Consider the following 26,058-nt stretch of genomic DNA (forward strand, 5'->3'; position numbering starts at 1 on the left):
AACCCTATGCGGCCCGCACCAGCACGCATATCCCCACTGTGCACATGGCGCACCGTCAGACTGGTCCAACGTGCCGGGCCGGTCACCGGATGTGGGCCAGTCCACGATTACCCCGGCTCCGGTGAACCGCTGTCCACCGCCTCGGTCGGCGCGGCGGTCGGTGGTTCCGGTATGGGGCCGGCTGGCTCGGCCGACGGTGTCGGCCCTGGTAGCGCGGTTGGTTCCGGTGGGGCGACGGTCGGCTGCGCGGGTGTCGGGCGGGGCGCCGGGTTCGGTTCCGGCAGGGGCGGCAGGAACACCGCCCGGTCCAGAGTACGCACTTCGGGGGCCGGGTCGACAGCGCGCACGCCGGGTCGTTCGGCGAGCCGCTTCAGGTCCGGCGGCGCCGCGCGCAGGACGGCGGCGTACACGCAGGAGCAGTGCGTGCGGTAGGCCGTCGCCTCGGCGATCGCCACCCGGGCCGCCGTCTCGTACACGGGGCGCAGTCGACCTTCGTCGGGTGTGCCCGTGACCTCGGCGGCGCGGTCCTGGTAGTCGTGCGCCTCGCGCTCCTTGCGCTCGGCGAACAGCAGCATTCCAGCGACGACGTCATCAGGCACCCGGTGTACGGGCATCCGGGCGATCTGCGTCTGCATGCCGGGCAACGGCACCCGGGCGAACACTTCGGACACCGGCGCGCCGTTGAGCACTGTGGGCAACCGGTCGGGCGCCAGGTACGCGGTAAACATCACCAATGCGTACGGGTCGCCTTTTCCGGACGCACGCGCGGAAAGCTCGTCCAGCTCGCGGCGCGACTCGGCCAGATAGCTGGGCACCGAGACACCGTCAGGGACGCCGACGCGCACCACCTCGCCGGTCGGGACTTCCTCGCGTGGCCGCTCCGCGACCCAGACCGCGGTCGCCAGCACCGCGGTGACCGAGACCAGCGAGACGACGGTCAACAGGCCGGTGTGGCCGGTGGGCCGGCGAAGACGGTCGAGCAACCGGCCGAGCGGTGGGACGACCGCGTCGTCGATCCGGCGGAGCAGGTCGTCGACGCGCACGATCCCCTCCCCCAGGTTCGGCTGTCAGTCGCGCAGGACGTCCAGCGCGTGCCGCAGGTCGTCAGGGTAGCCGCTCTCGAAGAACACCTCGTCGCCCGTGCCCGGGTGCACGAACGAGAGCGCGCGGGCGTGCAGCCACTGCCTGGTCAGCCCGAGCCGCGCCGACAGTGTCGGGTCGGCGCCGTAGGTCAGGTCCCCGACGCACGGATGCCGCAGCGCCGAGAAGTGCACGCGGATCTGGTGCGTACGGCCGGTCTCCAGGCGCACGTCGATCAGGCTGGCGGCCGGGAACGCTTCCAGCGTGTCGTAGTGGGTGATGCTCGGCTTGCCGCCCGAGACGACCGCCCACCGGTAGTCGTGGTGCGGGTGCCGGTCGATCGGCGCGTCGATGGTCCCGCGCAACGGGTCGAGGTGCCCCTGCACGACGGCGCTGTAGCGCTTCTCGACCTCGCGCACCTTGAAGGCCCGCTTGAGCCCGGTGTACGCGCGCTCGCTCTTGGCCACCACCATCAGCCCGCTGGTGCCGACGTCGAGCCGGTGCACGACGCCCTGCCGCTCGGCGGCGCCGCTGGTGGAGATCCGGTGGCCGATCGCGGCCAGGCCACCGACCACGGTGGGGCCGGTCCAGCCGGGGCTCGGGTGGGCGGCGACGCCGACGGGCTTGTCGACCACCACGATGTCGTCGTCGGCGTAGACCACCTTCAGGCCCGGCACCGCCTGCGGCACGACCTCGGTCAGCGCGGACTGCGGCTCCGGGAGCGTCACCTCGAGCCAGGCGCCCGCGGCGACCTTGTCGGACTTGGGGCGCGGCGTGCCGTCGACGACGGCGTCACCGGCCTCGACGATGGCGGCGGCGGCGGTGCGGGACAGCCCGAAGAGCCGGGAGATCGCCTGGTCGAGCCGCATGCCGTCGAGCCCGTCCGGCACGGGCAGCGCGCGGGAGGTCACTTGTCGCCCGACCCCGCGTCGTTGTCGGCCTTCGCCTTGACCTGCTTGCGGAGCGGTATCCGGGAGCCGTCGCGCTGCCGCCCGCTGAACTCGAGGATGATCGCCAGCACGACGCCACAGGTCAGCGAGCTGTCGGCGATGTTGAAGACCGCGAACTTCTCGCCGTACGGTGCGAAGAGGCTGATCATGTCGACCACGTGGCCGAGGAACGGGCCGGGCGCGCGGAACAGCCGGTCGGTGAAGTTACCCAACGCGCCGCCGGCCACCAGGCCCAGGGCTATCGCCCAGGGCAGCGAGCGGAGCTTGAGGGCCATCCAGGTGATCCAGCTCAGCACCGCGATCGTGACCAGCGGGAAGACCCAGGTGTGCCCGCTGCCCATGCTGAACGCGGCGCCGCTGTTGCGGATGAGGCTCAGGTAGACCAGGCCGCCGAGGATCCGCACGGGGCCGCGACCGCTGAGCTCTTCGAGGGCGAAGTGCTTGGTGAGCTGGTCGATCAGGATGATCAGGCCCGCGACACCGACGAGCGTCCAGACGGCCGCCGCCCGGGCGCGCTTGGGCGGCGCCGGGGTCTCCTCCGCGGGCGTGGTCGCGGTCATCTGTCCCTCTTCGGCGGCGTTCAGCTCGGCCTGCTTCCTCGTCGGCTGGGTGCGCCGGGCTCCTGGTGCGCCGGGTTTGCTGCGAAACGCCGGGTTGCTGCGAAACCAAGTGTTGCCCGGTCGAGCCGCGGGTGAACACGGCCCGGCCGGGCAACTCTACGCGAAGGAGCGGACGCCGGCCTTACCGGCGCTCCTCCAACTGCTTGCAGGTGACGCAGAGGGTCGCGGAGGGGAACGCGGCCAGCCGCTCGACCGGGATGGGGTTGCCACAGCGCTCGCACCAGCCGTACCCGCCCTCGTCGAGCCGCTCCAGCGCGCGCTCCACCTGGCTGATCCGGTCGAGGATGCTGTTGGCGAGGGTGATCTCCTGCTCGCGCTCGAAGGTCTTGGTGCCGGTGTCGGCCTGGTCGTCGCCCGCCGAGTCCGTGAACCGGTCGCGCTGCAAGACGGTGATCTCGGTCAACGTCTGGCTGTGCTCGACGGTCAGCTCTTCCCGCCGAGCCGAGAGCGCCGCACGGATCTTCTCCGTCTCCGCGGCGGACCGGGTGCCCTTGGGCGCTTTGCGGCTGGCGGCGGTTTTCGTGTCGGCTGGCTTCACCATGGCTTCTCCCTCAGCCGCGGCCCCCGCGGCGGTTTGTGCTGTCGTCGCGGAGGGGGAACGCTTCCTCCGTGACGCGACCCGGTCGGCAGACCCGGTCTGAATCGAGGTGTCGGCTCCGGTTGGCGCGCTCTTCGCGCCCACCTCCGACCTGGTGGCGCGGGTCCGTGACCCCGCCTTCGCACGCGCGGCCGGCCCGGAATCGGACGCCGCGCGCCTGGTGCTCTTCCGCGTGCCGGTGGCAGCCGAGTCGGCGCGCGTAGCCGCCGTCCCGCTCACGGGACCACCGGCCCGCGCCGCCTTCTTGGCCGGCGCGGCCTTTCCGGCCCCGCCGTCGGCGGACGGGGTGCCTGCGGCGGCCGACGAGCCGGCCTGCCGCGCTGGCGCCTTCGCCGCCGCCTTCTTAGCCGGCGCCTTCTTGGTTGCCTTCGCCGACGCCGTCTTCTTCGTCGCCTCGGCAGTCGCAGCCTTCTTGGCGGTCGTTCCGGCAGCGGCGGCCTTCTTCGCGGCGGCTTCGGTAGTCCCTGCCTTCTTCGCCGCGGCCCGCTGGGTCGGCGCGGCCTTCTTCGCCGCGGCCCGCTGGGTCGGCGCGGCCTTCTTCGCCGCGGCCCGCTGGGTCGGCGCGGCCTTCTTCGCCGCGGCACGTTCTGCCGGCGCGGCCTTCTTCGCCGCCGCGTTCGTCGTCGCGGCCTTCTTGGCTGTCGCCCGCGGACTGGGCGCGGCCTTCTTGGCCGCCACCCGCCGGGTCGGCGCGGCCTTCTTGGCTGCTCCCCGCTCGGCCCCGCCCGCAGACGTCCGCTTCGCGGTCGCGCCCTTCGCGGCGGCCTTCGCGGGTGCGGCCTTGGCCGGCGCAGCCTTGGCACCCGCAGCAGCCTTCGTAGGCGCGGCAGCCTTTACGGGCGCCGCGGCCCTCTCGGGCGCGGCCTTGGCCGGCCCGGCAGCCTTGGCCGGCGCAGCCTTGGCACCCGCAGTAGCCTTCGCGGGCGCCGCGGCCCTCGCGGGCGCGGCCTTACCAGGCCCGGCCGCCTTCGCAGGCGCGGCCTTTGCGGAGCTCTTTGCCGGCGCGCCGGCGCCGGACGCCTTCTTACTGGCGGCCGTCTTAGCCGCGGCCCCAGCCGTCGGCGTCGCCTTGGCCCCGGCCTCACCAGCCGGCGTCACCCCGGCCGGGGTCCTCTTCGAGACCGCCTTCCGGCCGTTGGCCTCCGCGGGCGGACCGGCCTTCGCCGCGGGCGTCGTCTTCGCCGGGCCGGCCTTCTTGGCCGCCTTCCGCGGCGACCCGGCCTGCGCGGCGACCACGGCCTTACGCCCGGCCCGGGGTCGATCAGCAGAACCCGCGCCCGGCTCGATCCGCGCGGTCGCGACAACCTTGCTCGCGGCCTCCGGGGAGGCAGCCGCCCGAGTGGACCTCGATGGCGCCGGCTCCGCCGTGCGGCGTGACGTGGTTGCGGTCTTGCGCACGGGACTCGCACCGGATGTGGCACGGCCCGCTTCGGTGCGCCGGGGCCGGCGGTCGGGGTTCGGCCCGGCGGCGCGCGTGCCCGGCGCGCCGGCCGAGGCCGGTGCTTTCCGGACGATGCTCGCGCGGTCGGCCATCACGTTCCCCCACGTGCAAAACGGGCGCGCGGCGGGCCGCCGCGCACTCCGGAGGTTGGCAAGAATACGGAACGTGAAGACGTCCGACAACATGCCGCACCGTTTCAACCAGTTCGGCCGCTGATTAGCCGGCAATCAGGACAAAAGGAACCTTAACCGATGGTTAGCCTCTTTCCTCCCCGTACTCGGCAAACCACCTAGCCAAACGCCCCCGGCGGCTGACGGCGCGGAGGCGGCGCTCGGCCACGTCGCGCACCGCGGCGGTGGCCACGATCAACAAGCTGTCGCCGACCTTCAACCGGGTGTCGGGGCCGGGCACGAACCCCTGGCCGTCGCGCAGCACCAGGGTCACCGCCGCGCCGACCGGCAGCCGCAGCTCGTCGAGGTGCACGCCGGCCAGCATCGAACCGGGCGGCACCTCGAGCTGAAGCAGATCGGCGCCCATCCGCTCCAGCGGCGCGGTCTCCACCCGCAGCTCCGCCGCCTCGGCCGGGGCGGTGACCTTCAGCGCCCGGGCCACCGGCCCGATGGTCGTCGCCTGGAGCACCGTGAAGATCAGGACGAGGACGAACACCACGTCGAAGAGCCGGGCCGCGCCGGGCGAGCCCGCCGAGAGTGGGATGGTCGCCAGCACGACGGGCACCGCACCACGCAGGCCGGCCCAGGCCAGGAACGCCTGGGCGCGCAGCGGCACCCCGAACGGGAGGGCCGAGACCAGCACCGACAGCGGCCGGGCCAGGAACACCAGCGCCACGCCGACCACCAGCGCCGGCACCAGCACGTCGTCCAGCCGGCTGGGCGAGGCGAGCAGGCCGAGCAGCACGAACAGACCGATCTGGGCCACCCAGGCCAGGCCGTCGGCGAAGCCGAGGATCGTCTGCCGGTGCGGGAGCCGCGCGTTGCCGAGCACCACGCCGGCCGTGTAGACGGCCAGGAACCCGGACGCGTGGCCGACGGCGCCGGCCGCGTACGCCAGCGCCGTCAGCCCGACCACCGCGATCGGGTAGAGGCCGGACGACGGCAGCGCCGCCCGCCGCAGCACCCAGACCCCGCCGACGCCGACCACCAGGCCGATCGCGCCGCCGACCACGAGCTCGTAGAAGATCACCAGGATCTCCCACCACCACGGGTGGGCGAACGGCCCGACGGTGGCCAGCAGCACGACCACCAGCACGACCGGCGCGTCGTTGATGCCTGACTCGGCCTCGACGGTGGCGACCAGCCGGGCCGGCAGGCGCATCTTGCGCAGGGTGGCGAACACCGCGGCGGCGTCCGTCGACGCGACGACCGCGCCGTAGAGCAGCGCGAGCCGCCAGTCCAGACCGAGCAGCAGGTGTACGGCCACCCCGACCACCGCGATGCTCACCGCGACGCCGACCGTGGCCAGGGTCAGCGAGACGCCGAGCACCGGGCGCAGGGTCGACCACCGCGCGGTCAGCCCGCCCTCCGCGATGATGATGATCAGGGCGGCGAACCCGAGGATCCGGGTCAGCTCCGCGTTCTCGAACTGGATGCCCAGCCCGGACTCGCCGATGAGCAGGCCGAGCGCCAGGTAGACCAGGAGGCTGGGCAGGCCGAGCTTGGTGGACAGGCGCACGGCGGCGACCGCTACGAGCAGCACCCCCGCCCCCAGGAGCAGGGCGAGGTTCAGCTGCTCGCTCACCGACCCGGGCCGGCGCGCAGCACGGAGAACCGGTCGAGAGCGGCGTCGCCGGCCGCACCGGCCGGCAGCTCCACCGTGAAGAGCTTGTCGCGGCTGGCCGCGCCGGCGCGCAGCGACACCGCACCGGCCCGCAGGCCGAACGCGTCGGCCACCGCGCGACGGGCCGCCTCGGTGGCCTGGCCGTCGACGGCGCGGGCGGTGACGGCGACGACCAGCGCCGGACCGTGCGGGCCGTCGTGGTGTCCCCCGATGCGGGCACGCGAAGCCCCCGGTTTCACCCGGACGGCTACCACGACGGACCTGCTGACCATGCCTCATTGTGCCAAGAAGGGCACCCGTGAGACGGGTGCCCTTCTTGTAAACAGTTAGACCCGGCGCGCTCCCGCGAGCAGTGCGCTGTCGGGCTCGCAGAGGCTGCACGGCGTGAACCCGAGCTCCACGGCCTCGCTCACCGGCAGTGGCTCGCTCTCGCGGCCGAGCAGGTGCACGCACCCGACGATGTGATAGCGCGGACGCCCGTCACAGACCAGGACGGGCGCGGACATCCGCGCGACCCGGGCAGCGTCGGCGGCCGAGACGAACTGGGCCGCCGGCTCGTCCGGTGGATCTTCGTCGTCATCGTCGTCGTCGTCCGGATCCGGTGCGGCGTAGGTCTGCCGCGGTGGGACCGGCTGCTGGCTCGGCCAGCCCTGACCCTGCGGGGGACCCTCGGCACGCAGATCGGCGAAGCCCTGGTCGTAGTGACCCGTGCGGTCGTCGACAAGGCCCCCCGGCTCGTCGACGGTCGCGGCCGCCGCCCTGCGGCGGCCGTACTCCGTGCCCTCGCCCGACCGGTAGGTGCCCTGGTTGGGCACGCTCGGTGGAGCGACGGGATCAGCGACCGCGACAGACGTCTCGTCTGCCCCCCATGCGGTCGCCCGCCGGCGGCCGGGCTCGTTGCCCCGGACCGTCGAGCGGTGGTGGAACACTCTCGAGTCATCCTCGTCGCCGGCACGCCGGAAACGCTCGTCGTTGCTGTAGCTGGCCTGAGCCCGTGCCGCGGCCGCCTGGCGGGCACCGACGACGAGCGCGACGGCGGCGAGAAGGCTCGCCGCGATCGACAGGACCAGCAACACGCTCGAACCACCTGCGAGTCCGAGCACGAGCAGCGTGACAGCACCGAGGATGAGCACCAAACTTGCAACGATCACGGCTCACCCCCGCCGCTTTCTGTATAGATGTCGTGGGTCCGGCGCGCCCCCGGGGGGACCCGGGTACGCCGGAGACACGGCACCGTCCGGGGGACGCATGCCCGCCCCCGGTTGGGCTTACGGAACCGTCGTCGGTTCGAGGAGCTCTTTAGCGGCCGGCTTCGAGGGAGCCGGAGCGTCCCGCGCCGCCGTAGGAGCCCGCGAGACCAGCGGCGGCCAGACCCGGTGCACCGGATGTCACGGACCGATTGCCGTCGGTCCGGGTCATCTCGGCCTCGAGCCCCTGCCCGCGACCGTCGAGGTCACGAAGCTGGCTCTCCAGGTAGGCCTTGAGCCGGGTGCGGTACTCCCGTTCGAACTGCTTGAGCTCTTCGATGTGCTTCTGCAGTGCGGTGCGCTTGGCGTCGAGACCGCCCATGGCCTCCTGGTGCCGCTGCCGCGCGTCACGCTCGAGCGCGTCGGCCTTGGCCCGCGCCTCGCGGGTGACCTCTTCGGCCTTGGTGCGCGCGTCGGAGAGCAGCTTGTCGGCCTCGCGGCGGGCGTCGGACACGTGGTCGTCGGCCGTGCGCTGGGCCATCATCAGGACCCGGAGGGCCTGCTGCTCGCCGTCGCCGCCCACGACCGGGGCGCCCTGGGCGCGCATCTGCTCAAGCTCGCCCTGCATGGCACGGGCGGCCTGCTCAGCGGCGGCCTTGTCACGCTGGATCCGGTCGAGCTGGGCCTTGAGGTCGTTGAGCTCAGCTGCCAGACGAGGGTCGGCACCCGGGCCGGCTGGCGCGCCGCCTCGGGGTCCGCCGCGCTCGACCTGGGCGCGCAGCTCGTTGTTCTCCTCGATCAGCCGGGCGAGTTCGCGCTCGACCTCGTCGAGGAAAGCGTCGACCTCCTCCTCGTCGTACCCCCGTTTGCCGATCGGGGGTTTCTTGAAGGCGACGTTGTGCACGTCGGCCGGGGTAAGCGGCATCGAAACTCCTCGGGTCAGTTGCGGCCGCGTTGCTCCTGGTCAGACCGTGTGTCAGATCCAGGGCTGCACCACGAATCTCATCAGCACGAACAGGATAACCAAGAGCACAAGCGAAGCGAGGTCGATGCTGAGGTTACCGATCCGCAGTGGTGGGATCACACGCCTCAACGCCTTGAGGGGCGGATCGGTGACGCTCCACACCACTTCGAGTCCGGCGGCCGCACCGCGCCTCGGTTGCCAACGACGGCCGTATTGAAGCACGGCGCTCAATACGAATCGTGCGAGCAGAGTGATCAGGAAGAAGTAGATCAGCAGGTAGAGCACCTGGAACAGAATCGAAACCACGACTCGCCGAACCCTCCGTCTGGCCGACTCTGCCCTGCTCAGGGCTACGGCAGGGTGAAGAAACCGCCTTCAGCGATCTTCGCCTTGTCCTCTGCCGTGACTTGGACGTTGGCCGGTGAAAGCAGGAACACCCGGTTGGTGACGCGCTCGATCGTACCCCGCAAACCAAAGGCCAACCCTGCCGCAAAATCCACCAGACGGCGGGCGTCCGACTCATCCATTTCGGTGAGGTTGATGATCACCGGAACACCGTCCCGGAAATGCTCACCGATGGTGCGGGCCTCGCGATAAGTGGTCGGGTGCAGGGTCGTGATCTGGTACCGCTGTTCGTCGTCGGCGACCACCGCGCGCTCGCGCAACTGGACCTGTGGCGCCAGCGCGAGGTTGTCGCGGGTGGGGTAACTCACCTGCGACGGGCTCTCCGGAGCCGGCGAACGCGTGATCGATCGCACGCTGGACCGCTCCAGCGCACGCTCGGCGCGGGACTCACGGGCCTCACGCGCCTCGGCGAGCTCGGCCTCGGCGGCCTCCAGGCGGCTCGGGCGGTCGGTGTGGCGGGTCGAGCGGGCGCGCGGCACCGCCGGCGCGTCGTCAGCCTCGTCCTCGTCCTCGCCGAAGTCGTCGCTGTACCGGCTGGACCGGTAACGCGATTCGCGGTAGCCCGCATCACCGGACCGGCTGCCGCCGGACCGGCCGTCATAGCCGTCGTCGTAGACCCGGTCGTCGTCTTCCTCTTCGACCAACCCGAGCCAGACGCCCGCCTTTCGCAAAGCTCCCATGTGCCGCGCCCCTCCGTCCGCCGTGTGGCACGAGCCCCCCTGCCCGAGCCACTGTCACGCGCGTGGACTCCGTCTATGCATCGGCACCAGGCCGACCTTCCGGTGCCGTCACCCTCCCGGTTGACGGCGCGCCCCCCGGCGCTGCGAAGGTCTGCATGGAAAACAACACCGATGTAGTTTGGTGTCCGCCGTCAGGCTACCCCAGGTAGTGACGCTTACCGAGCAACGCGCTACCGATACGCACATGTGTCGCGCCGTATGAAACGGCGTTTTCCAGGTCATCGGACATTCCCGCCGACAGGACCGTGGCTGTCGGATGATCGACATGGAACGCGGCGGCGATCTCGGCCAGCCGCGCGAACGCCTGGTCCGGCGGCGCACCCAGCGGCGCGACCGCCATCAGGCCGGCCAACCGGAGTGCCGAAGCGCCCGCCACCGCCTCCGCCGCCGGGCCGAGACCGCGGTCCGGGTCGGCCGAGCCGGGCAGTGCGCCACCCCGGGCCGGGTCGCCGTCGAGGCTCACCTGGAGCAGGACCTCGACGACCCGGCCGTGCCCGTCGGCGGCCCGGTCGAGCGCCGCCGCCAGCCGGACGCTGTCGACCGACTGCACGACATCCGCGTACGACGTCACGGACCTGGCCTTGTTGCGTTGGAGCTGGCCCACGAAGTGCCACCGCACCCGGCCGCCGATCTCGGCCGCCTTGGGCGCCGCCTCCTGGTCCTTGTTCTCGCCGACGTCGGTGACGCCCAGGTCGGCCAGGAGACCGACGTCGCTGGCCGGGTACGTCTTGGTGACCGCGACCAGGGTGACCTCGTCGGTGCGCCCGGCGGCCGAGCGGGCGGCGTCGATCCGGGCCCGTACCCGGGCCAGATTGGCCGCCAGCTCGGCGCGCCGGCTCTCGTCAGCACTCACCGAGTGAGGCTATTACGAACCGTGCCCCGCCCCTCGGGGCGCCTCCGGCGCACGTCAGGACCTAGGAGCCGTTCTTGAGGAAGTCAGGCACGTCCACGTCGTCGAAGAGCACGCGGCGGGCCGGCTGGGCCGGAGCGACCGGCGGCGGCGCGACCTCGACCGGCGCCGCGGGCGAGACCGGCTGCGGCTGCGCGGTCTTGCGCACCTCGGCCGGCTTGTAGGCGGGCGTGCCGCCGTCGAAGCCCGCCGCGATGACGGTGACCCGCACCTCGTCGCCGAGCGCGTCGTCGATGACCGCACCGAAGATGATGTTGGCGTCCGGGTGGGCCGCGTCGGTGACCAGCTGCGCCGCGTCGTTGATCTCGAAGAGACCGAGGTCGGAGCCGCCGGCGATGGAGAGCAGCACGCCGCGCGCGCCGTCCATGCTCTGCTCCAGCAGCGGGCTGGAGATGGCGGCCTCGGCGGCCTCCACGGCGCGGTTGTCGCCGCGGGCGCTGCCGATGCCCATCAGGGCGCTGCCGGCGCCGCTCATGACGCTCTTGACGTCGGCGAAGTCGAGGTTGATCAGGCCTGGCGTGGTGATCAGGTCGGTGATGCCCTGGACACCGGAGAGCAGCACCTGGTCGGCCTGGCGGAACGCGTCCATCATGCTGATGCCGCGGTCGCCGAGGGCCAGCAGCCGGTCGTTCGGAATCACGATCAGCGTGTCGCACTGGTTGCGCAGCTCGTCTATCCCGGCCTCGGCCTGCACCTGGCGGCGCTTGCCCTCGAACGAGAACGGCCGGGTGACCACGCCGATGGTGAGCGCGCCGAGCTTGCGGGCGATGTTCGCGACCACCGGCGCGCCGCCGGTGCCCGTGCCGCCGCCCTCGCCGCACGTCACGAAGACCATGTCGGCGCCCTTGAGCACCTCTTCGATCTCGTCGCGGTGGTCCTCGGCGGCGCTCTTGCCGACGTCGGGGTTGGCGCCGGCGCCGAGGCCCCGGGTCAGCTCACGGCCGACGTCGAGCTTCACGTCGGCGTCGCTCATCAACAGCGCCTGCGCGTCGGTGTTGATGGCGATGAACTCGACGCCCTTGAGGCCGACTTCGATCATTCGGTTGACGGCGTTGACGCCACCGCCACCGATGCCGACGACCTTGATGACCGCCAGGTAGTTGTGCGGAGGTGTCATCGGGGGTGCCTTCCCTTCCCGTGTGCGGCCGGACGCGGCATGCCGCCGCTACGCGAAGGGCAAGGGAGGAAACCCTCACCCTCTACTAGAGGCTTAGAGTTATGTCAACTGCTCGGCCTCTGGGGCAACGTAAGCGGGACACGACCGTGATCCAAGGACCAGGTACGGCGTGTCGCCACGCGGTATTTCTTCAGCGGATCGTGACGACCCCGGGATCGCTGACGTCGAACGTCCTTCCGTCCCGCTGCAGGAGCCCCGCGGTCACCGTGGCCTTCTCCGTGTTGCGGCTCGCGTCGCCCCAGACCACCGTGCGGCCGCCGGACAGCTTGAGGGTGATCTGGGCCGGCCCGGCCACCCCCACCTCGAGCAGTTGGCGGCGCAGGGACGGCGACAGCGCGGCGATCACCTCGACCGCGCCCCGGGTGCCGTCGACGTTGCCCCGGGGGTCCGCGATCCGCACGAGCGGCAGGTGGGCCGGGCGGCGGTTGAGGTCCTGGAACACGACGCCGAACCGGTCGACCACGAGGAACCGCTTGCCCTGCGGCACGACGGCCTCGGGTGTGCGCTCGACGACGACGACCGTCAGCCCGTCGGGCCACTGCCGCGTGACGGTGGCCTTCTCCACGGCCGGCAGCGTGCCCACCCGGGCCGCGACCGCCTCCAGGTCGACCCGGGCCAGCGGGGCACCGGCCGGCACCGCCGCGGCGGCCCGCACCTCGTCCGGGCTGAGCAGGGACGTGCCGTCGACCGCCACCGTGCGCACGCCGAGCAGGCTGGAGCCCAGCACCAGCCAGGCCAGCAGGGCGAGCACGGACACGGAGCCCAGGCCCACCGCCCACGGCAGCGCCGCCCGCATCCGCCGGCGACGCGCCCGTCGCATGAACCGGCGCACCGACGACGGCATCGCGTCGCTGCCCGCCCGCACCAGGGTCCAGCGGCGCCGCTCGGGGGCGCCGCCGCCGGGCCGGACGGTCATCAGCCGGCGACCGGCGACACCGAACCCGCCGCCGCGCCACCCACGGCCGGGTCGGCCGCCGACAGGGCGGCGAGCAGCTCGTCACCGAGCAGCGAGCTCGGCGGGGCACCCATCGTCACCACCAGGTCGCCGGGGCGGGCTCGGCGGACGACCTCGGCCGGCACCGCGTCCCAGTCGGGCACGAAGACCTTGTGGGCGGCCGGCAGGTCGATCGCCGCGGTCAGCGCGACGCCGCCCTCACCCGGCCCGCGGGTCTCGCCCGGGCCGAAGACCTCCAGCACGATCGCCTCGTCGGCGATCGCGAGGGCCGCGGCGAGCTCCGCCTCCATGTCGCGGGTGCGGTAGACCCGGTACGGCTGGAAGACCACCACCAGGCGGCCGCCGGACGCGACCTCGCGCAGCGTCTCCAGCGCGGCCGTGACCGACACCGGGTGGTACGCGTACTCGTCGTAGACGACGACGCCGTTGGCGACGCCCTTGCGCTCGAACCGGCGGCGTACGCCCGGGAACGCCGCGAGGGCCTCCACGGTGACCGGCAGCGAGACGCCGAGCTCGACCGCGGCCAGGACGGCCGCCGCGCTGTTGAGGCCGAAGTGCCCGCCCGGCACGGGCAGCCGGATCTCGCCGACCTCCTCGCCGAGCAGCGTGGCCTGGTAGCGGACCCCGAGCACCGACGACGAGATGTCGGTCAGCCGAAGGTCGGCGTCCTCAGCCACGCCGTAGGTGAGCACCCGCCGCCCGCGCGCACGCAGGGTTTCGGCGAGCCGCCGGGTGCCGTCGTTGTCGGCACAGGTCACCACGAAGCCGGCCGGGTCGGTCAGCAGCGCGTACTCCAGGAAGGCCGCCTCGAGCCCGGCCAGGTCGCCGTAGGTGTTGAGGTGGTCGGCGTCGATGTTCGTGATGATCGACACGTACGGCCGGTAGAGCAGGAACGACCGGTCGCTCTCGTCGGCCTCGGCGACGAACAGGTCGCCGGTGCCGTGGTGGGCGTTGGAGCCGACCTCGGAGATCTCGCCGCCGATCACGAACGACGGGTCGAGCCCGGCGTGCTGGAGGATCAGCGTGATCATCGAGGTCGTCGTGGTCTTGCCGTGCGTGCCGGCCACGGCGACGGTGCGCCGGCCGGTCATCGCGGCGGCCAGCGCCTCGGACCGGTGCATGATCCGCAGTCCGCGCCGGCGGGCCTCCTCGAGCTCGAGGTGGTCCTGCGGGATGGCGGTCGAGTAGACCACGGTGTCGACGCCGTCCAGGTTCTCCGGGACGTGCCGCATGTGGATCGTGCCGCCGAGCGCGCGCAACCCGGCCAGCGCCGGCCACTCCCGCAGCTCACTGCCGGACGTCGGGATGCCCCGGGTCAGCAGCAGGCGGGCCAGCCCGCTCATGCCGACACCGCCCACGCCGATCAGGTGCACCGTGCCGAGATCCTCGGCCGCCACCGTGCCGGCCGGGGTGAAGTCCGCGATGTTGAGCCCTGCCACCGTGCCTCGCTCTCGTCAGTGTCCTATCGGGCCTGGGTGGCCGCTTCGTAAACGAAGTCGAGCAGCGCTTCGTCACCGTCGCGCCGGCCGTAGCCCGCGGCGGCGTAGCCCATCGCCGCCAGCCGGTGCGGGTCGCGCAGCAGCGGGATCACGGTGCGCTCGACCCACGCCGGCGTCATCTCGCCGTCGTCGACGAGCAGGCCGCCGCCGGCGTCGACCACGGGCTGGGCGTTGCGGCTCTGCTCCTGGTTGCTGTACGGGTACGGGACGTAGATGGTCGGCAGGCCGATCGCCGCCACCTCGGCCACGGTCATCGCGCCGCCCCGGCTCAGCATCAGGTCCGCGGCCGCGTACCCGAGCTCCATCTGGCTCAGGTAGGGAATGGTCACGTAGGGCACCGGCAGGTCGTTGGGGATCGAGACCGGCTCGTTGCGGGCGCCGATCACGTGCAGCACCTGGACGCCGGCCCGCGACAGCTCCTTGGCCGCACCGGCGACGGCCAGGTTGATCGAGCGGGCGCCCTGTGAGCCGCCCGAGACGAACAGCACCGGCAGGTCGGGGCGCAGCCCGAAGCGCGCACGGGCGGCGGCGGACGCGGCGCGGCGGTCGAGGTGGGCGATCGAGGAGCGCAGCGGCACGCCGACGACCCGGGCGTCGCGCAGCGACTCGGCCTGCTGCGGCTGGTGCGGGAAGCCGACCGCCACGTACTTGGTGAACCGCATGCCCATCCGGTTGGCCACGCCCGGCGGCACGTTGACCTCGTGGACCACGATCGGCACCTCGCGGCGCCAGGCCGCCAGGTAGCCGGGCACCGAGACGTAGCCGCCGAAGCCGACCACCACGTCGGCCTGGACCTCGTCGAGGATCTTGCCGGCCGCGCGGGTCGAGGTCACCATCCGGTCCGGCGTACGCAGGAGGGCCATGTTGACCGACCGGGGCAGCTGGAACGCCGGGATCTGCCGCAGGTCGTACCCCTGCGGCGGGATCAGCTCGTTCTCGAGGCCCTTCGGCGTGCCGAGGCAGGTGATCCGGACCGATGGATCATGGCGGCGCAGACAGTCGGCGAAGGCGAGCAACGGATAGATGTGCCCACCCGTCCCTCCACCAGCCAGCACGACCGACCGCAGCGGACCCATCACCGTCTCCTCTCGCCACCCACGCCGGCACGCTCGCGCGCGGCGCGCCCACCGGCGGACGCCGACGGACGGCTGGCCTTCGGAGCCGAGGGCAACGGAGGCAGCGGGGCCCAGAGTAGTCGGACCCACCGGGCCGACGGGCGGGCATGCAGGGCTCGGGCGGCGTCGGGTTCGGCGCGGGCGAAGGAGGCCAGCATGCCGACCGCGGCCATGGTCACGACCAGGGCGCTTCCGCCGTCGGAGATGAACGGCAACGGCAGGCCGGTGATCGGGATGAGCCCGACGACGCCACCGATGTTGATCAGGGCCTGGGCGACCAGCCAGGTGGTCAGCGCCGCGGCGACCAGGCGGCGGAACGGGTCGTCGATCCGCCGGGCGATCCGCAGGCCGGTGTAGGCCAGGACCCCGAACAGCGTCAGCACCACGATGCATCCGATCACGCCGAGTTCCTCGGCGATCACGGCGAAGATGAAGTCGTTGTCGGCGGCCGGCAGCCAGCCCCACTTGAGCTGGCCCTGGCCCAGGCCCACGCCGAACCAGCCGCCGTTGTCGATCGCGTACCGGCCCTGGATGCCCTGGTAGCAGTCCTTCAGGTCGCAGTCCGTCGGCGGGTTGAAAAAGGTCAGCAGCCGGGCGAACCGGTAGTACGCGGCCGCGATCAGCACACCGATGCCGGCCAGGCCGGCCACGAACAGGATGGCGAAGACCTGCATCCGCACGCCGGCGGCCCAGAGCAGGCCGACCACGATGGCCATCAGGATGAGCATCGTGCCGAGATCCTTGTAGCCGACCAGGATGAAGAGCAGCGCGAGGACCGGGAGCAGCGGCATCGCCAGCTCCCGCCAGTAGGTCAGTGCCGGGCCTTTGCGACTGATCACGTCGGCGGCCCAGAGGATAAGGCCGATCTTGACGAACTCCGAGGGCTGGAGCTGGAACGAGCCGATGTGCAGCCAGAGCTCGTCGCTCTGGATCGGGCCGAGATGGACCACCTTCTCTTCCCGGACGGCGGCGAGCGCGTTGAGCCCGTTGAGGAACAGCAGCAGCGCGATCGCGACGCCCAGGATCGGCCGGGCCAGCGCCCGGAAGGTGCGGGCCGGCAGCCGCTGGCAGACCCAGAACGCGGCCAGCCCGACGGCGGCGAACAGTGCCTGCTTGGCCAACGCGGCGAACGCGTTGCCGTCGTCGGCGATGTCCCGCGGGCCGGTCGCCGAGAAGACCATGGTCAGGCCGATGACCAGCAGCAGCCCGGCGCTGGAGATCAGCAGGTAGTAGGACGCCAGCGGACGCCCCAGCAGCCCGCGCAGCGCCGACACCCCACCGTCGAACAGCGAGCGGCGCGCTTGCGCGGCGACCGTAGCCGGTTTCGCTTCCTCCCCCACCGGCTCATCATGGGCGCTCGGCCCGCCCGGACAGCGGAGAAATTCTCGGCGTGTCGGTCTTAGCCGGTCATGGAGGCCAGGAAGTCGCTGTAGAAGAGGCCCAGGGCCATCGCGACGCCGATGCCCGCGATGATCCAGAAGCGGACCACGATGTTGACCTCGCTCCACCCCGCCAACTCGAAGTGGTGCTGCAGCGGAGACATTCGGAACACCCGTTTACCGGTGGTACGGAACGAGATGATCTGGATGACCACCGACATCGTGATGATCACGTAGAGCCCGCCGATGATCGGCAGCAGCATGATCGTGCGGGTCGACATCGCCATGCCGGCGATCAGGCCGCCCAGGCCGAGCGCTCCGGTGTCACCCATGAAGATCCGGGCCGGCGAGGTGTTCCACCAGAGGAAGCCGACACACGCCCCGGCACCGGCCCCCGCGATCAGAGCGATCTCCAGCGGATCTCGTACGGCGTAGCAGTAGGTGTCGGCACCGGCCTTCACGTAGCTCGGGTCCGCGCACCAGTGCCGGTACTGCCAGAACGCGATCAACGCGTACGCGCCGAGGACCATCGTCGTGGCGCCGGTGGCAAGGCCGTCCAGGCCGTCGGTCAGGTTGACGCCGTTGGTCGCGGCGAGCACGACGAAGACGAACAGGATGACCGAGCCGACCTTGCCGATGTCGAGCCAGCTCACCTCGCGGATGAACGAGATCGCGGTGCTGCCGACGGTCTCACTGTTCGTGCGGCTGCCCGTGGTGTCCAGCATCGTGCTCGGGAAGTAGAGCGCGATGATGCCGAAGGTGGCGCCGACGAGGAGCTGGCCGGCCAGCTTGCCCCGCTTGTTGAGGCCGCCGCTGTGCCGCCGGCGGACCTTGAGGAAGTCGTCGATGAAGCCGACCGCGCCGCAGAACACCAGCAGGCCGAGCAGCACCAGCGCGGTGATCGTCGGGCCGACCTGGAAGATCTGCTGCGACGGCAGGGTGGTCAGCGCGATGTGGCCGGCCACGTAGGCGATCACCGTGGCCACGATGAAGACCACGCCGCCCATCGTCGGCGTGCCCTTCTTGCCCATGTGCATCTGCGGGCCGTCGGCCCGGATCGGCTGTCCGGCCTTGAGCCGGGTGAACACCTTGATCGCGAGCGGGGTGCCGAACAGCGAGACGAGGAACGCCACCGCCATCGCGACGATGACCGCCCTCACGCCGTACTGCCGTTCTCGCGGAGAGAGTCCACCACGTCCCAGGTCCGGTACCGGGAGCCCTTCACCAGGACCACGTCGCCCGGCCGCAGATCGGCCCGCAGCGCCTCGATCGCCGCCGCCTGGTCGTCCACCACCTCGGACCTACCTTCCCAGCCCGGATGGGCCGTCGCGCCGTCGTGGATCGGCCCGGCCGCCTCGCCGACGACGACCAGCCGGTCGACGCCCAGCTCCGCGGCGAGCCGCCCGACCTCTTCATGACCGGAGCGTTCGAACTCCCCCAACTCGGCCATATAGCCGAGCACCGCGACCGTACGCCGTCCCTCGCCGATGGTCGCCAGCGCCCGCAGGGCGGCGGCCATCGACGCCGGGTTCGCGTTGTAGGAGTCGTCGATGACGGTCGACCCGTCGGGCCGCTCGAACACGTCCATCCGGCGGGCGGAGCGCAGCGTCAGCTCGCCCAGTGCCTCGCCCAGCTCCCGCAGCGGCATGCCCAGCTCGCGGGCCACGGCGGCGGCGGCGAGGCTGTTGCCGACCTGGTGCCGGCCGGGCACGCGCAGCCGCACGGGCACGCTCCCCCTGGCCACCCGCAGCGTGTACGACGCCATCCCGCTCGCGTCCATGGTCACGTCGTCGGCGCGCACGTCCGCGTCCGGCGACTCGCCGACCAGGACCACCCGGCCCCGGGTGCGCACGGCCATCTTGCGGACCCGCTCGTCGTCGGCGTTGAGGATCGCCACCCCGTCCACGGGTACGGCCTCCGCCAGCTCGCCCTTGGCCGCGGCGATGTTGTCGACCGAGCCGAACTCGCCGATGTGCGAGGTGCCGACGTTGAGCACCACGCCGACCCGCGGCGTGGCGATGCCGGCCAGGTAGCTGATGTGCCCGGCACCCCGGGCGCCCATCTCCAGCACCAGGTAGCGGGTCTGCTCGTCGGCCTTGAGCACGGTGTGCGGGAAGCCCAGCTCGTTGTTGAGCGAGCCGGCCGGCGCGACCGTCGGGCCGAGCTTGGCGGCCAGCTGGGCGACCAGGTCCTTCGTGGTGGTCTTGCCGGACGAGCCGGTCAGGCCGATGACGCACAGGTCCGGCAGCCGGGACAGCGACGCCCGGGCCAGCCCGGCCAGCGCCACCAGCGGGTCGTCGACGAGCACCATCGGCACGCCCTCGACCTGCCGCGTGCCGAGCACCGCGACCGCGCCATCGGCCACGGCGGCCGCGGCGAAGTCGTGGCCGTCGACCTTCTCGCCCGGGAAGGCGACGAACAGGCCACCGGCGGTGGGCTTGCGCGAGTCGTACTCGACCGGACCGGTCACCACGGCCGCCGGGTCGGCGCCGACCAGCCGGCCACCGGCCGCCGCCGCGACCTCGTCGAGGCGCATCGCGATCATCGCTGACCCACCAGGTGGCCGAACCGGGCGCGCAGTGCCGCCGCGAGCTCGACCCGGTCGTCGAACGGGTGCGTCACGCCGGCCACCTCCTGCCCTCGTTCGTGCCCTTTGCCGAGCACCGCGATCACGTCGTCCTCGCCGGCCCGCCGGACCGCCTCGTCGATGGCCGCGCGCCGCCCGCCGGTGATCTCCTCGACCGAGGCAGAACCGCTGCGGAACGCCCCGACAAGCCCCTCCACCGTCGCTCGCGCGCCGGCCAACACCTCCGCGCGGATCGCGGCGGGCTCCTCGGTGCGCGGGTTGTCGTCGGTGACCAGCACCAGGTCGGCGCCCTCGGCCGCGGCCGCGCCCATCAGCGGGCGCTTGCCCCGGTCGCGGTCACCGCCGGCGCCGATCACGCAGATCAGCCGGCCGCCACGGCTCGTGGCCCGGGCACGCAGCGCGCGCAGCGCGGCGACGATCGCGTCGGGCTTGTGCGCGTAGTCGACGACGCCGAGCACCGGACCGGGCGCGTTGACGACCTCGAGCCGGCCGGGCACGCCCCGGCAGGCCGCGACGCCGGTCGCCGCGGTCGCGGGATCGACCCCGACGGCCACGAGCGAGGAGATCGCCAGGAGGGCGTTGGCCACGTTGTGCAGGCCGGGCAGCGCGACGCCGGCATCGACCGCCGCACCGCCCGGGCCGTGGGCGACGAAGGCCTGCCCGTAGCCGGCGTCGACGACCCCGTCGGCCCACCAGGTGGCCGCCCGGTCGCCGGCGGCCGAGTACGTGACCGTGGCCGGCTTGCGCAGCGGCGCCAGGGCCGGCTCGTCGAGGTTGAGGATCTCGACCCGGCAGCGCCCGTCGAACAGCTTGGCCTTCGCGGCGAAGTAGTCGTCGCGGTCGGCGTGGAAGTCGAGGTGGTCCTGGCCGAAGTTGGTGTAGCCGCCGACCGCGAAGCGCACCCCGCCGACGCGGCCCATCGCCAGCGCGTGGCTGGACACCTCCATGACCACCGCGGTCACCCCGCGCTCGCGGGCGACGGCCAGCAGCGCGTGCAGGTCGGTGGCCTCCGGCGTGGTCCGCACGCTGTCGACGACCAGGTCGCCGAGGCGGGTCTCCACGGTGCCGATCAGGCCGGTCACGTGGCCGGCCGCGCGCAGCCCGGACTCGACCAGGTAGGCGGTCGAGGTCTTGCCCGCGGTGCCGGTGAGGCCGATGACCACCAGGTCGGCCGTCGGGTCGCCGTAGACGGCGGCCGCGACCGCGCCGAGCGCCTCGCGGGGATCGTCGACCACGATCGCCGGCAGGCCGGCGGCGGCGGCCGCCGGGGCGCCGGCCGCGTCGGTCAGCACCGCGACCGCGCCGGCCTCGGCGACCGCGGGCACGAACTCGGCGCCGTGCCGGCGGGCACCGGGCAGCGCCGCGTAGAGGTCGCCGGGGCGCACCTCGCCGCTGGCATGGGTGATGCCGGTCACTTCGACGTCGGGCGCGGTGTCGATGTCCGCTCCCACCAGGGCCGCCAGATCGGCGAGCCGGACGGGAGCGACGGCACGGGGGCGCGGATTGCCGGGCACGGCGTCAGACCCTACCCGGTCCGTGCCCGGCTTCCGCATACCCACGCTGATCTACGGAAAGGCCGTGTACTTGGGGGCGGCCTTGGTGCTCGGCGGGACGCGGTAGTGCTGCAGCGTGTACTGCATCATCTCGCGGAACGCCGGTCCCGCGACGTCGCCGCCACCGCCGCCCGGGGTGTACGCGAAGACCGCGACCACGTAGCGGGGTGCCTCCGCCGGCGCCATGCCGATGAACGACGCCACGTCGCCGGGCGCGTACTCACCGTCGACCACGCGCTTGCCCGTGCCTGTCTTGCCGGCCACCCGGTAGCCCTTGATCCGGCCCGAGACGCCGGTCGCGTCCGGGATCGTCGTGACCGCCTCCATCAGGTGGCGGAGCTCCGCCGCGTGCTGTGGGCTGATCACCTGGCGGGTCTCCGGCGCGGGCGGGGCGACGTGCCGGCCGTCCCCGGTGACCGTGTCCTTGATCAGGTGCGGCTGGATCCACTTGCCGTCGTTGGCGATCGCCGCGTAGACGGCGGCCATCTGGAGCGGCGTCACGTCGACGCTGTGGCCGATCGGGATCGAGCCCGGCGAGGTGCCGTTCCACTCGTCCGGCGGCAGCACGTGCCCGGGCGCCTCGCCCGGCATGCCCTCGCCGGTCGCCTTGCCGAGGCCGAACTTGAGCTGGTAGTCGTACACCCGCTGCGGTCCGAGCTTGTCCGCGATCTTGATGGTCGTGACGTTCGATGAGTACGCGAGCGCGCCGGCCATCGACATCTTCCTGTTGCCGGCCCCGTGGACGTCCGAGTACGGCTCTCCGGCCTTGGTGATCGTGTTCGGGATCCGCCAGACCGTCCTCGGGGTGATCACCCCTTCCTCTAGGCCGGCGCCGAAGATGATCGCCTTGTGCACCGAGCCCGGGTCGACGACGAACGAGGTCGCCGCGTCCTCCCGGTCCGTCGCCGGGTACTTCTCCCAGTCGGCCGCGTTGTAGGTCGGCTGGCTGGCCTGGGCGAGCACCTCGCCGGTCTTGATGTCGATCGCGATGGCCGCGCCGACGGTGCCCTTGCGGGCCAGCACGTTCTCGCTCAGCGAGCGCTGGAACTCGTACTGGAGGTCGCGGTCGATGGTCAGCGTCAGCGAGCCGCCCGGCTTGGCCGGCACCACCTCGTCGTAGCCACCGGAGATCGGGATGTCGAGGTCGCCGTTGCCGGCCTCGAAGCGGTGCTTCCCGTTGGTGCCGCGCAGCACCTCGTCGTACTTCGCCTCCAGCCCCTCCAGCCCCGTCATGTCCTCGCCGGTGATGCCGATCAGGTTGGCCGCCAGGTCGGGTCCCGGGATCTCCCGGCGCTCGTCGCGGCCGATGCCGATGCCGGCGATGTTGAGCGCCATCACCTGCTGGGCCTTCTCGATCGGCACGCCCCGGGCGAGCCAGGAGAAGGTCGACGGGATGCCGCCGGCCAGCTTGCGCTTGGCCATCCGCTTGCCGAGCTCGGAGCGGGACACGCCGAGCAGCGGCGACAGCTTGGCCGCCGCGTCCGGGACGTTCTCGATCATCTCCGGGTCCGCGTAGACGTGGCGCGCCTCGACGCTGTGGGTCAGCGGCACGCCGGAGCGGTCGTAGATGCCGCCGCGGGAGGCGAACAGGGTGACCGAGCGCAGCCGGTCCTGGATGCCGCCGTCGGCGTACGCGGGCGTCGGCAGGACCTGGAGCGTCACCAGCCGGATGCCGATGCAGGCGAACATGGCCAGCGCGAGGAACGCGCCGAGCCGGAGCCGGCGGTTCGGGTCGGCCAGCTTCGGCCGGGTGCGGGGCTTGCGCCGCAGCGGCGGCCGGGGCGGCGTCGCGCCACCCTTGGCGCCGCCGGTCCTGGGACGTGGCGTCGTGGTGCCGTCGCCGCGCGACGCCTTCGTCGCGGCGGTCCTGCCCGCGGAGCCGGCCCCGCGTGCGCCGGACCGCGCGCCCGCGGCGCCGCCCGACCGGGTCCCGGCGCCCGTGCCGGACCGGGTGCCCGCGGCACCGCCCGACCGGGTCCCGGCGCCCGTGCCGGACCGGGTGGCGGCGGCACCGCCGGACCGGGTCCCTGAGCCCGATCGCGTCCCCGCGGCCGTGCCGGACCGTGCCGCCGGCGCCGCCGCCTTGCGCGGGGCGCGTGGCTCGTCGGCCCGGCCGCCGTCGACCACCCGCAGCGTCGGCTGCTCCGGCTTCTCCTGCTTCTCCGGCTGCTCGGGGGTGGCCCGGGGTGCGCGCGTGCGCGCCTGCTCCCGCACGGTCCGCCCGCGCGGCGTGTAGGCCTGCGCCTCGAAGATCCCGCCCCGGCCACTGCGGGCCGGGGCGGGTCCGTCGTCATCGGTCGGGCGACCCGCGCGGGGCGGGTTGCGGCGCGCCGCGGACGGGTCGCGCCGAGGGTCCGGCGTCCGCGGCGGCACGCTCACCGCCCCTGGTCGCTGGTCACGGACGGCGCGCCCGCGCCCGGCTTCGGAATACCGATGATCTTGCCGTCCTGGAGCCGGATGTAGGCCGGGTCGCCGCCGCCGACCATGCCCAGCTTCCTCGCCTGCGCGGTGAGGTTGCCCGGCGCCTGCGCCTGGGCGATCTCGCGCCGCAGCTCCTGCTCCTGGAGGTCCAGCGCGCTGCCGGTCTCCTTGAGCTTCTCCACGCGGAAGGCGTTCTCGGCGATCTTCGTGTTGACCACGAGGATGCCGAGCACGCCACCGACCACCAGCAGCAGGATCAGCGCGACGAACGGCACGCGCGGACCCGTCACAGGCGGCGGCGGCGCGACCTTCAGCCGCGGCACCCCCGCCGCGGGAGCGGTCGCGCGCTCCTTCGGACGCAGGGCGGCAGTGCCCTCCGTCGGGAACTGCCGCGCGGCGCGCGGGTCCGTCCGGTGGGCGCGGATGCCCCGCCCGACCTGGCGCTCCGTGGTCCGGCCCCCCGACCGCGGTGCGCGCTTCTGATCTGTCATGTTCCCTCCCCCTGGTTCTCGTCGTCCTCGTGGGACTCCGCGGCCGGAGCGCGGCGGTCGCCGCCCCCGGACCGACCCGCCGTTCGCGCGGCGGGCTGGTGCAATGCCTTGACCCGGCGTGGCCGGTCTGGTGTGACCGCGTCGGGATCGATCCGTTCCGCCGCCCGCAGCCGCACCGACGCGGCCCGCGGGTTGGTCGTCACCTCGTGGTCGTCGGGCAGTTCGGCGCCGCGGGTGAGCAGGCGCAGCGTCGGCCCGGCGCCGGGCAGCTCGACCGGCAGGTCCACCGGCCCGGACGACCGGGTGCGGGGCGCCATGGCCCGCTTGGTGATCCGGTCCTCGAGCGAGTGGTAGGACAGCACGACGATCCGGCCGCCCAGGTCGAGCGCGTCCAGCGCCGCCGGCACCGCACGCTCCAGCGTCTCGAGCTCGCCGTTGACCTCGATCCGCAGAGCCTGGAACGTGCGCTTGGCCGGGTGCCCGCCCGTCCGCTTGCCGGCCTGCGGTATCGCGTCGCGGACGAGCTCGGCCAGCCGCGCCGACGACGTGATGGGTGTCCTGGTCCGCTCGCGCACGATCGCGTCCACGATCCGGTTGGCGAACTTCTCCTCGCCGTACACCCGCAGCACCCGGATCAGGTCCCCTGGGCTGTAGGTGTTGACGACGGTCTCGGCCGTGACGCCCCGGGTCTGGTCCATCCGCATGTCCAGCGGCGCGTCCTGGGCGTACGCGAATCCCCGGTCAGGCACGTCGAGTTGCAGCGAGGAGACGCCGAGGTCCATCAGCACCCCGTCGACCGCCGCGATGCCGAGGCTGTCGAGCACCTCGGGCAGCTCGTCGTAGACGGCGTGCACCAGCCGGACGCGGTCGTCGAACGGAGCCAGCCGCTGTCGGGACGCCGCCAGCGCCTCGGTGTCGCGGTCGAGCCCGATCAGCAGGACGTCGGGGTGCGCGGCGAGGACGGCCTCGGCGTGACCGCCGAGACCGAGGGTGGCGTCGACGTGGACGCGCGGGCCTTTCCGGGCTGGACGGCCGAGCGCCGGAGCGAGTAGCTCGAGCGTCCGCTCGAGCAGCACCGGCACGTGCGTGCCGCGTGGCTCCTGCATCGGTTGTCCCCCCAGTGACCCGCCGTCTTCCGTCGTGCCAGACGGCTGTATCGCTCGCCGTACCGCCAGATCCCCATCCGCCCCCATGCCTGGCACCGGGGAAGGGACGCCAGGGACGGGACGGGTGGAGATCTCGCGGTACGGCGGGCGAACGGCGGCGGAACCGGGTTTTCGCGGAACCCGGTGCGACGTCGCCCTACAGTCCGCCGGGCAGCACCCCCTCCTCGATGTCGGCGAAGTCGTCTTCGCTCTCCGCGAGGTAGGTGTCCCAGGCCTGCTTGTCCCAGATCTCGACCCGGGTGCTGGCGCCGATCACGACCAGCTCTCGGGACAGACCCGCGTATTCCCGCAGGTGCGCCGGGATGGTGACCCGACCTTGTTTGTCGGGCACCTCGTCATGTGCGCTGGCGAAGAAGACCCGGCTGTAGGCCCGTGCGGCCTTGTGGGTCATCGGCTGCTCGCGCAACTGCCCCGCGATCCGCTGGAACTCGGGCGTCGGGAAAACGTAGAGACAGCGCTCCTGCCCTTTGGTGATCACGACACCTCCCGCCAACTCGTCCCGGAACTTCGCCGGCAGGATCAACCGGCCCTTTTCGTCCAGGCGTGGGGTATGCGTGCCGAGAAACATTCGGCCCACCCCCTCGCGCGGCGGGCGGATTCGCGGTCCACCCGAGGCCGGCGGACCCTCCCGGCCCCGCCATTGATCCCCACTCTACTCCACTTCCCTCCACCCGCAACCAGAATCCGCCTTCACATCCGGCCGTACCGCGCGCAAAACCGCAGGTCGAGAGGGGTGGGGCGGAGTGGAGGGCCAAGCCGGCCCACTGCTTGTCCAAATAACGACAAGCTCTATTCGAGGCGTAACGATTTGCTCAATCGCCTCGTTAGCCACGCCCGTTACGCGGTTTCGGGGCCATTCGGGGCCGAGTGGAGGGCTTGCGTGGAGCGAAGTGGGGGGGGGGGGGGGCCCCCCCCCCCCCCCCCCCCCCCCCCCCCCAAAAAAAAAAAAAAAAAAAACCCCCCCCCCCCCCCCCCCCCCCCCCCCCAACACAACAACACCCCCACCCACCCCCCCCCCCCACAAAA

23 protein-coding genes and 1 pseudogene are annotated in these 26,058 nt (G+C 72.6%); 1 reads left to right on the forward strand and 23 read right to left on the reverse strand.

The window, feature by feature from the left end; all coding sequences use genetic code 11:
* Positions 1-107: 107 nt before the first annotated feature.
* The 4 genes from AB0J88_RS35145 to AB0J88_RS35160 all read right to left on the reverse strand — a co-directional run bounded on the left by AB0J88_RS35145 (position 108) and on the right by AB0J88_RS35160 (position 3,191).
* Positions 108-1,043: a hypothetical protein gene (locus AB0J88_RS35145; protein WP_364348662.1), complete on the reverse strand. Its 936-nt coding sequence runs from the start codon at positions 1,041-1,043 to the stop codon at positions 108-110.
* A gap of 24 nt (positions 1,044-1,067) precedes the next feature.
* Positions 1,068-1,949, reverse strand: coding sequence for an RluA family pseudouridine synthase (locus tag AB0J88_RS35150; RefSeq protein WP_364349397.1), 882 nt, complete (start codon positions 1,947-1,949; stop codon positions 1,068-1,070).
* Between the two features lie 38 nt (positions 1,950-1,987).
* On the reverse strand, positions 1,988-2,590 hold the full coding sequence (gene lspA, locus AB0J88_RS35155; RefSeq protein WP_364348659.1) for a signal peptidase II: 603 nt from the start codon (positions 2,588-2,590) through the stop codon (positions 1,988-1,990).
* A 181-nt stretch (positions 2,591-2,771) separates the two neighbouring features.
* A complete protein-coding gene (locus tag AB0J88_RS35160) occupies positions 2,772-3,191 on the reverse strand; it encodes a TraR/DksA family transcriptional regulator (protein WP_364348656.1) in 420 nt (139 codons plus the stop codon).
* A gap of 151 nt (positions 3,192-3,342) precedes the next feature.
* Between AB0J88_RS35160 and AB0J88_RS35165 the strand changes: the two genes are divergently transcribed.
* Positions 3,343-4,905 carry a hypothetical protein gene (locus AB0J88_RS35165; protein ID WP_364738136.1) on the forward strand — a complete coding sequence of 521 codons (1,563 nt, stop codon included), beginning with the start codon at positions 3,343-3,345 and terminating at the stop codon, positions 4,903-4,905.
* A 39-nt stretch (positions 4,906-4,944) separates the two neighbouring features.
* On the opposite strand, the gene AB0J88_RS35170 is transcribed toward AB0J88_RS35165, so the two are convergent.
* From AB0J88_RS35170 to mraZ, 19 genes and pseudogenes are all read right to left on the reverse strand, one after another.
* Positions 4,945-6,444, reverse strand: a complete 1,500-nt coding sequence (locus AB0J88_RS35170) for a potassium/proton antiporter (RefSeq protein ID WP_364348651.1) — start codon at positions 6,442-6,444, stop codon at positions 4,945-4,947.
* On the reverse strand, positions 6,441-6,755 hold the full coding sequence (locus tag AB0J88_RS35175; RefSeq protein ID WP_364348648.1) for a DUF167 domain-containing protein: 315 nt from the start codon (positions 6,753-6,755) through the stop codon (positions 6,441-6,443). The genes AB0J88_RS35170 and AB0J88_RS35175 overlap by 4 nt, the downstream gene beginning before the upstream one ends.
* Before the next feature lie 54 nt (positions 6,756-6,809).
* Positions 6,810-7,043 (reverse strand): annotated as a pseudogene (locus AB0J88_RS35180) (hypothetical protein); the annotation flags it as partial.
* A 739-nt stretch (positions 7,044-7,782) separates the two neighbouring features.
* Positions 7,783-8,595: a DivIVA domain-containing protein gene (locus tag AB0J88_RS35185; RefSeq protein WP_364348645.1), complete on the reverse strand. Its 813-nt coding sequence runs from the start codon at positions 8,593-8,595 to the stop codon at positions 7,783-7,785.
* A gap of 51 nt (positions 8,596-8,646) precedes the next feature.
* A complete protein-coding gene (locus AB0J88_RS35190; RefSeq protein WP_364348642.1) occupies positions 8,647-8,940 on the reverse strand; it encodes a YggT family protein in 294 nt (97 codons plus the stop codon).
* A gap of 44 nt (positions 8,941-8,984) precedes the next feature.
* A complete protein-coding gene (gene sepF / locus AB0J88_RS35195) occupies positions 8,985-9,719 on the reverse strand; it encodes a cell division protein SepF (protein ID WP_364348639.1) in 735 nt (244 codons plus the stop codon).
* 196 nt (positions 9,720-9,915) lie between these two features.
* Positions 9,916-10,632, reverse strand: a complete 717-nt coding sequence (locus AB0J88_RS35200; protein ID WP_364348636.1) for a YggS family pyridoxal phosphate-dependent enzyme — start codon at positions 10,630-10,632, stop codon at positions 9,916-9,918.
* A 61-nt stretch (positions 10,633-10,693) separates the two neighbouring features.
* Positions 10,694-11,806: a cell division protein FtsZ gene (gene ftsZ / locus AB0J88_RS35205; protein WP_364348633.1), complete on the reverse strand. Its 1,113-nt coding sequence runs from the start codon at positions 11,804-11,806 to the stop codon at positions 10,694-10,696.
* 190 nt (positions 11,807-11,996) lie between these two features.
* Positions 11,997-12,782 carry an FtsQ-type POTRA domain-containing protein gene (locus AB0J88_RS35210; protein ID WP_364348630.1) on the reverse strand — a complete coding sequence of 262 codons (786 nt, stop codon included), beginning with the start codon at positions 12,780-12,782 and terminating at the stop codon, positions 11,997-11,999.
* Positions 12,782-14,260, reverse strand: a complete 1,479-nt coding sequence (gene murC, locus AB0J88_RS35215; RefSeq protein WP_364348627.1) for a UDP-N-acetylmuramate--L-alanine ligase — start codon at positions 14,258-14,260, stop codon at positions 12,782-12,784. The genes AB0J88_RS35210 and murC overlap by 1 nt, the downstream gene beginning before the upstream one ends.
* Positions 14,261-14,283: 23 nt before the next feature.
* Positions 14,284-15,396: an undecaprenyldiphospho-muramoylpentapeptide beta-N-acetylglucosaminyltransferase gene (gene murG / locus AB0J88_RS35220; RefSeq protein WP_364348624.1), complete on the reverse strand. Its 1,113-nt coding sequence runs from the start codon at positions 15,394-15,396 to the stop codon at positions 14,284-14,286.
* On the reverse strand, positions 15,396-16,775 hold the full coding sequence (locus AB0J88_RS35225) for a putative peptidoglycan glycosyltransferase FtsW (RefSeq protein WP_364348621.1): 1,380 nt from the start codon (positions 16,773-16,775) through the stop codon (positions 15,396-15,398). Before AB0J88_RS35225 ends, murG begins: the two co-directional genes overlap by 1 nt.
* Before the next feature lie 59 nt (positions 16,776-16,834).
* Positions 16,835-17,974, reverse strand: coding sequence for a phospho-N-acetylmuramoyl-pentapeptide-transferase (mraY, locus tag AB0J88_RS35230; RefSeq protein WP_364348618.1), 1,140 nt, complete (start codon positions 17,972-17,974; stop codon positions 16,835-16,837).
* The gene (gene murF, locus AB0J88_RS35235) at positions 17,971-19,359 is read right to left on the reverse strand and encodes a UDP-N-acetylmuramoyl-tripeptide--D-alanyl-D-alanine ligase (protein WP_364348615.1); all 1,389 of its coding nucleotides are present in this window, start codon (positions 19,357-19,359) and stop codon (positions 17,971-17,973) included. Before murF ends, mraY begins: the two co-directional genes overlap by 4 nt.
* Positions 19,356-20,954: a UDP-N-acetylmuramoyl-L-alanyl-D-glutamate--2,6-diaminopimelate ligase gene (locus AB0J88_RS35240; RefSeq protein ID WP_364349394.1), complete on the reverse strand. Its 1,599-nt coding sequence runs from the start codon at positions 20,952-20,954 to the stop codon at positions 19,356-19,358. Before AB0J88_RS35240 ends, murF begins: the two co-directional genes overlap by 4 nt.
* 12 nt (positions 20,955-20,966) lie before the next feature.
* Entirely contained in the window at positions 20,967-23,333 is a 2,367-nt protein-coding gene (locus AB0J88_RS35245) for a penicillin-binding transpeptidase domain-containing protein (RefSeq protein WP_364348612.1), read from the reverse strand.
* The gene (locus AB0J88_RS35250; RefSeq protein ID WP_364348609.1) at positions 23,330-23,866 is read right to left on the reverse strand and encodes a hypothetical protein; all 537 of its coding nucleotides are present in this window, start codon (positions 23,864-23,866) and stop codon (positions 23,330-23,332) included. The genes AB0J88_RS35245 and AB0J88_RS35250 overlap by 4 nt, the downstream gene beginning before the upstream one ends.
* Positions 23,863-24,972 carry a 16S rRNA (cytosine(1402)-N(4))-methyltransferase RsmH gene (gene rsmH, locus AB0J88_RS35255; protein WP_364348606.1) on the reverse strand — a complete coding sequence of 370 codons (1,110 nt, stop codon included), beginning with the start codon at positions 24,970-24,972 and terminating at the stop codon, positions 23,863-23,865. Before rsmH ends, AB0J88_RS35250 begins: the two co-directional genes overlap by 4 nt.
* 196 nt (positions 24,973-25,168) lie before the next feature.
* Positions 25,169-25,600 carry a division/cell wall cluster transcriptional repressor MraZ gene (mraZ, locus tag AB0J88_RS35260; protein ID WP_089251465.1) on the reverse strand — a complete coding sequence of 144 codons (432 nt, stop codon included), beginning with the start codon at positions 25,598-25,600 and terminating at the stop codon, positions 25,169-25,171.
* Between the last annotated feature and the right edge of the window lie 458 nt (positions 25,601-26,058).

The organism is Asanoa sp. NPDC049475 (genome assembly GCF_040676915.1).
In the GTDB taxonomy this organism is placed as follows: domain Bacteria; phylum Actinomycetota; class Actinomycetes; order Mycobacteriales; family Micromonosporaceae; genus Asanoa.

What these genes read in the sequence shown, in the direction of transcription:
- lspA (WP_364348659.1), bottom strand. Translation starts at nt 2,590, where the DNA reads ATGACCGCGACCACGCCCGCGGAGGAGACCCCGGCGCCGCCCAAGCGC.
- sepF (WP_364348639.1), bottom strand. Translation starts at nt 9,719, where the DNA reads ATGGGAGCTTTGCGAAAGGCGGGCGTCTGGCTCGGGTTGGTCGAAGAG.
- AB0J88_RS35250 (WP_364348609.1), bottom strand. Translation starts at nt 23,866, where the DNA reads ATGACAGATCAGAAGCGCGCACCGCGGTCGGGGGGCCGGACCACGGAG.
- AB0J88_RS35185 (WP_364348645.1), bottom strand. Translation starts at nt 8,595, where the DNA reads ATGCCGCTTACCCCGGCCGACGTGCACAACGTCGCCTTCAAGAAACCC.
- murF (WP_364348615.1), bottom strand. Translation starts at nt 19,359, where the DNA reads ATGATCGCGATGCGCCTCGACGAGGTCGCGGCGGCGGCCGGTGGCCGG.
- AB0J88_RS35175 (WP_364348648.1), bottom strand. Translation starts at nt 6,755, where the DNA reads ATGGTCAGCAGGTCCGTCGTGGTAGCCGTCCGGGTGAAACCGGGGGCT.
- AB0J88_RS35210 (WP_364348630.1), bottom strand. Translation starts at nt 12,782, where the DNA reads ATGACCGTCCGGCCCGGCGGCGGCGCCCCCGAGCGGCGCCGCTGGACC.
- murG (WP_364348624.1), bottom strand. Translation starts at nt 15,396, where the DNA reads ATGGGTCCGCTGCGGTCGGTCGTGCTGGCTGGTGGAGGGACGGGTGGG.
- ftsZ (WP_364348633.1), bottom strand. Translation starts at nt 11,806, where the DNA reads ATGACACCTCCGCACAACTACCTGGCGGTCATCAAGGTCGTCGGCATC.
- AB0J88_RS35160 (WP_364348656.1), bottom strand. Translation starts at nt 3,191, where the DNA reads ATGGTGAAGCCAGCCGACACGAAAACCGCCGCCAGCCGCAAAGCGCCC.
- mraZ (WP_089251465.1), bottom strand. Translation starts at nt 25,600, where the DNA reads ATGTTTCTCGGCACGCATACCCCACGCCTGGACGAAAAGGGCCGGTTG.
- AB0J88_RS35240 (WP_364349394.1), bottom strand. Translation starts at nt 20,954, where the DNA reads ATGCGGAAGCCGGGCACGGACCGGGTAGGGTCTGACGCCGTGCCCGGC.
- rsmH (WP_364348606.1), bottom strand. Translation starts at nt 24,972, where the DNA reads ATGCAGGAGCCACGCGGCACGCACGTGCCGGTGCTGCTCGAGCGGACG.
- AB0J88_RS35150 (WP_364349397.1), bottom strand. Translation starts at nt 1,949, where the DNA reads ATGCGGCTCGACCAGGCGATCTCCCGGCTCTTCGGGCTGTCCCGCACC.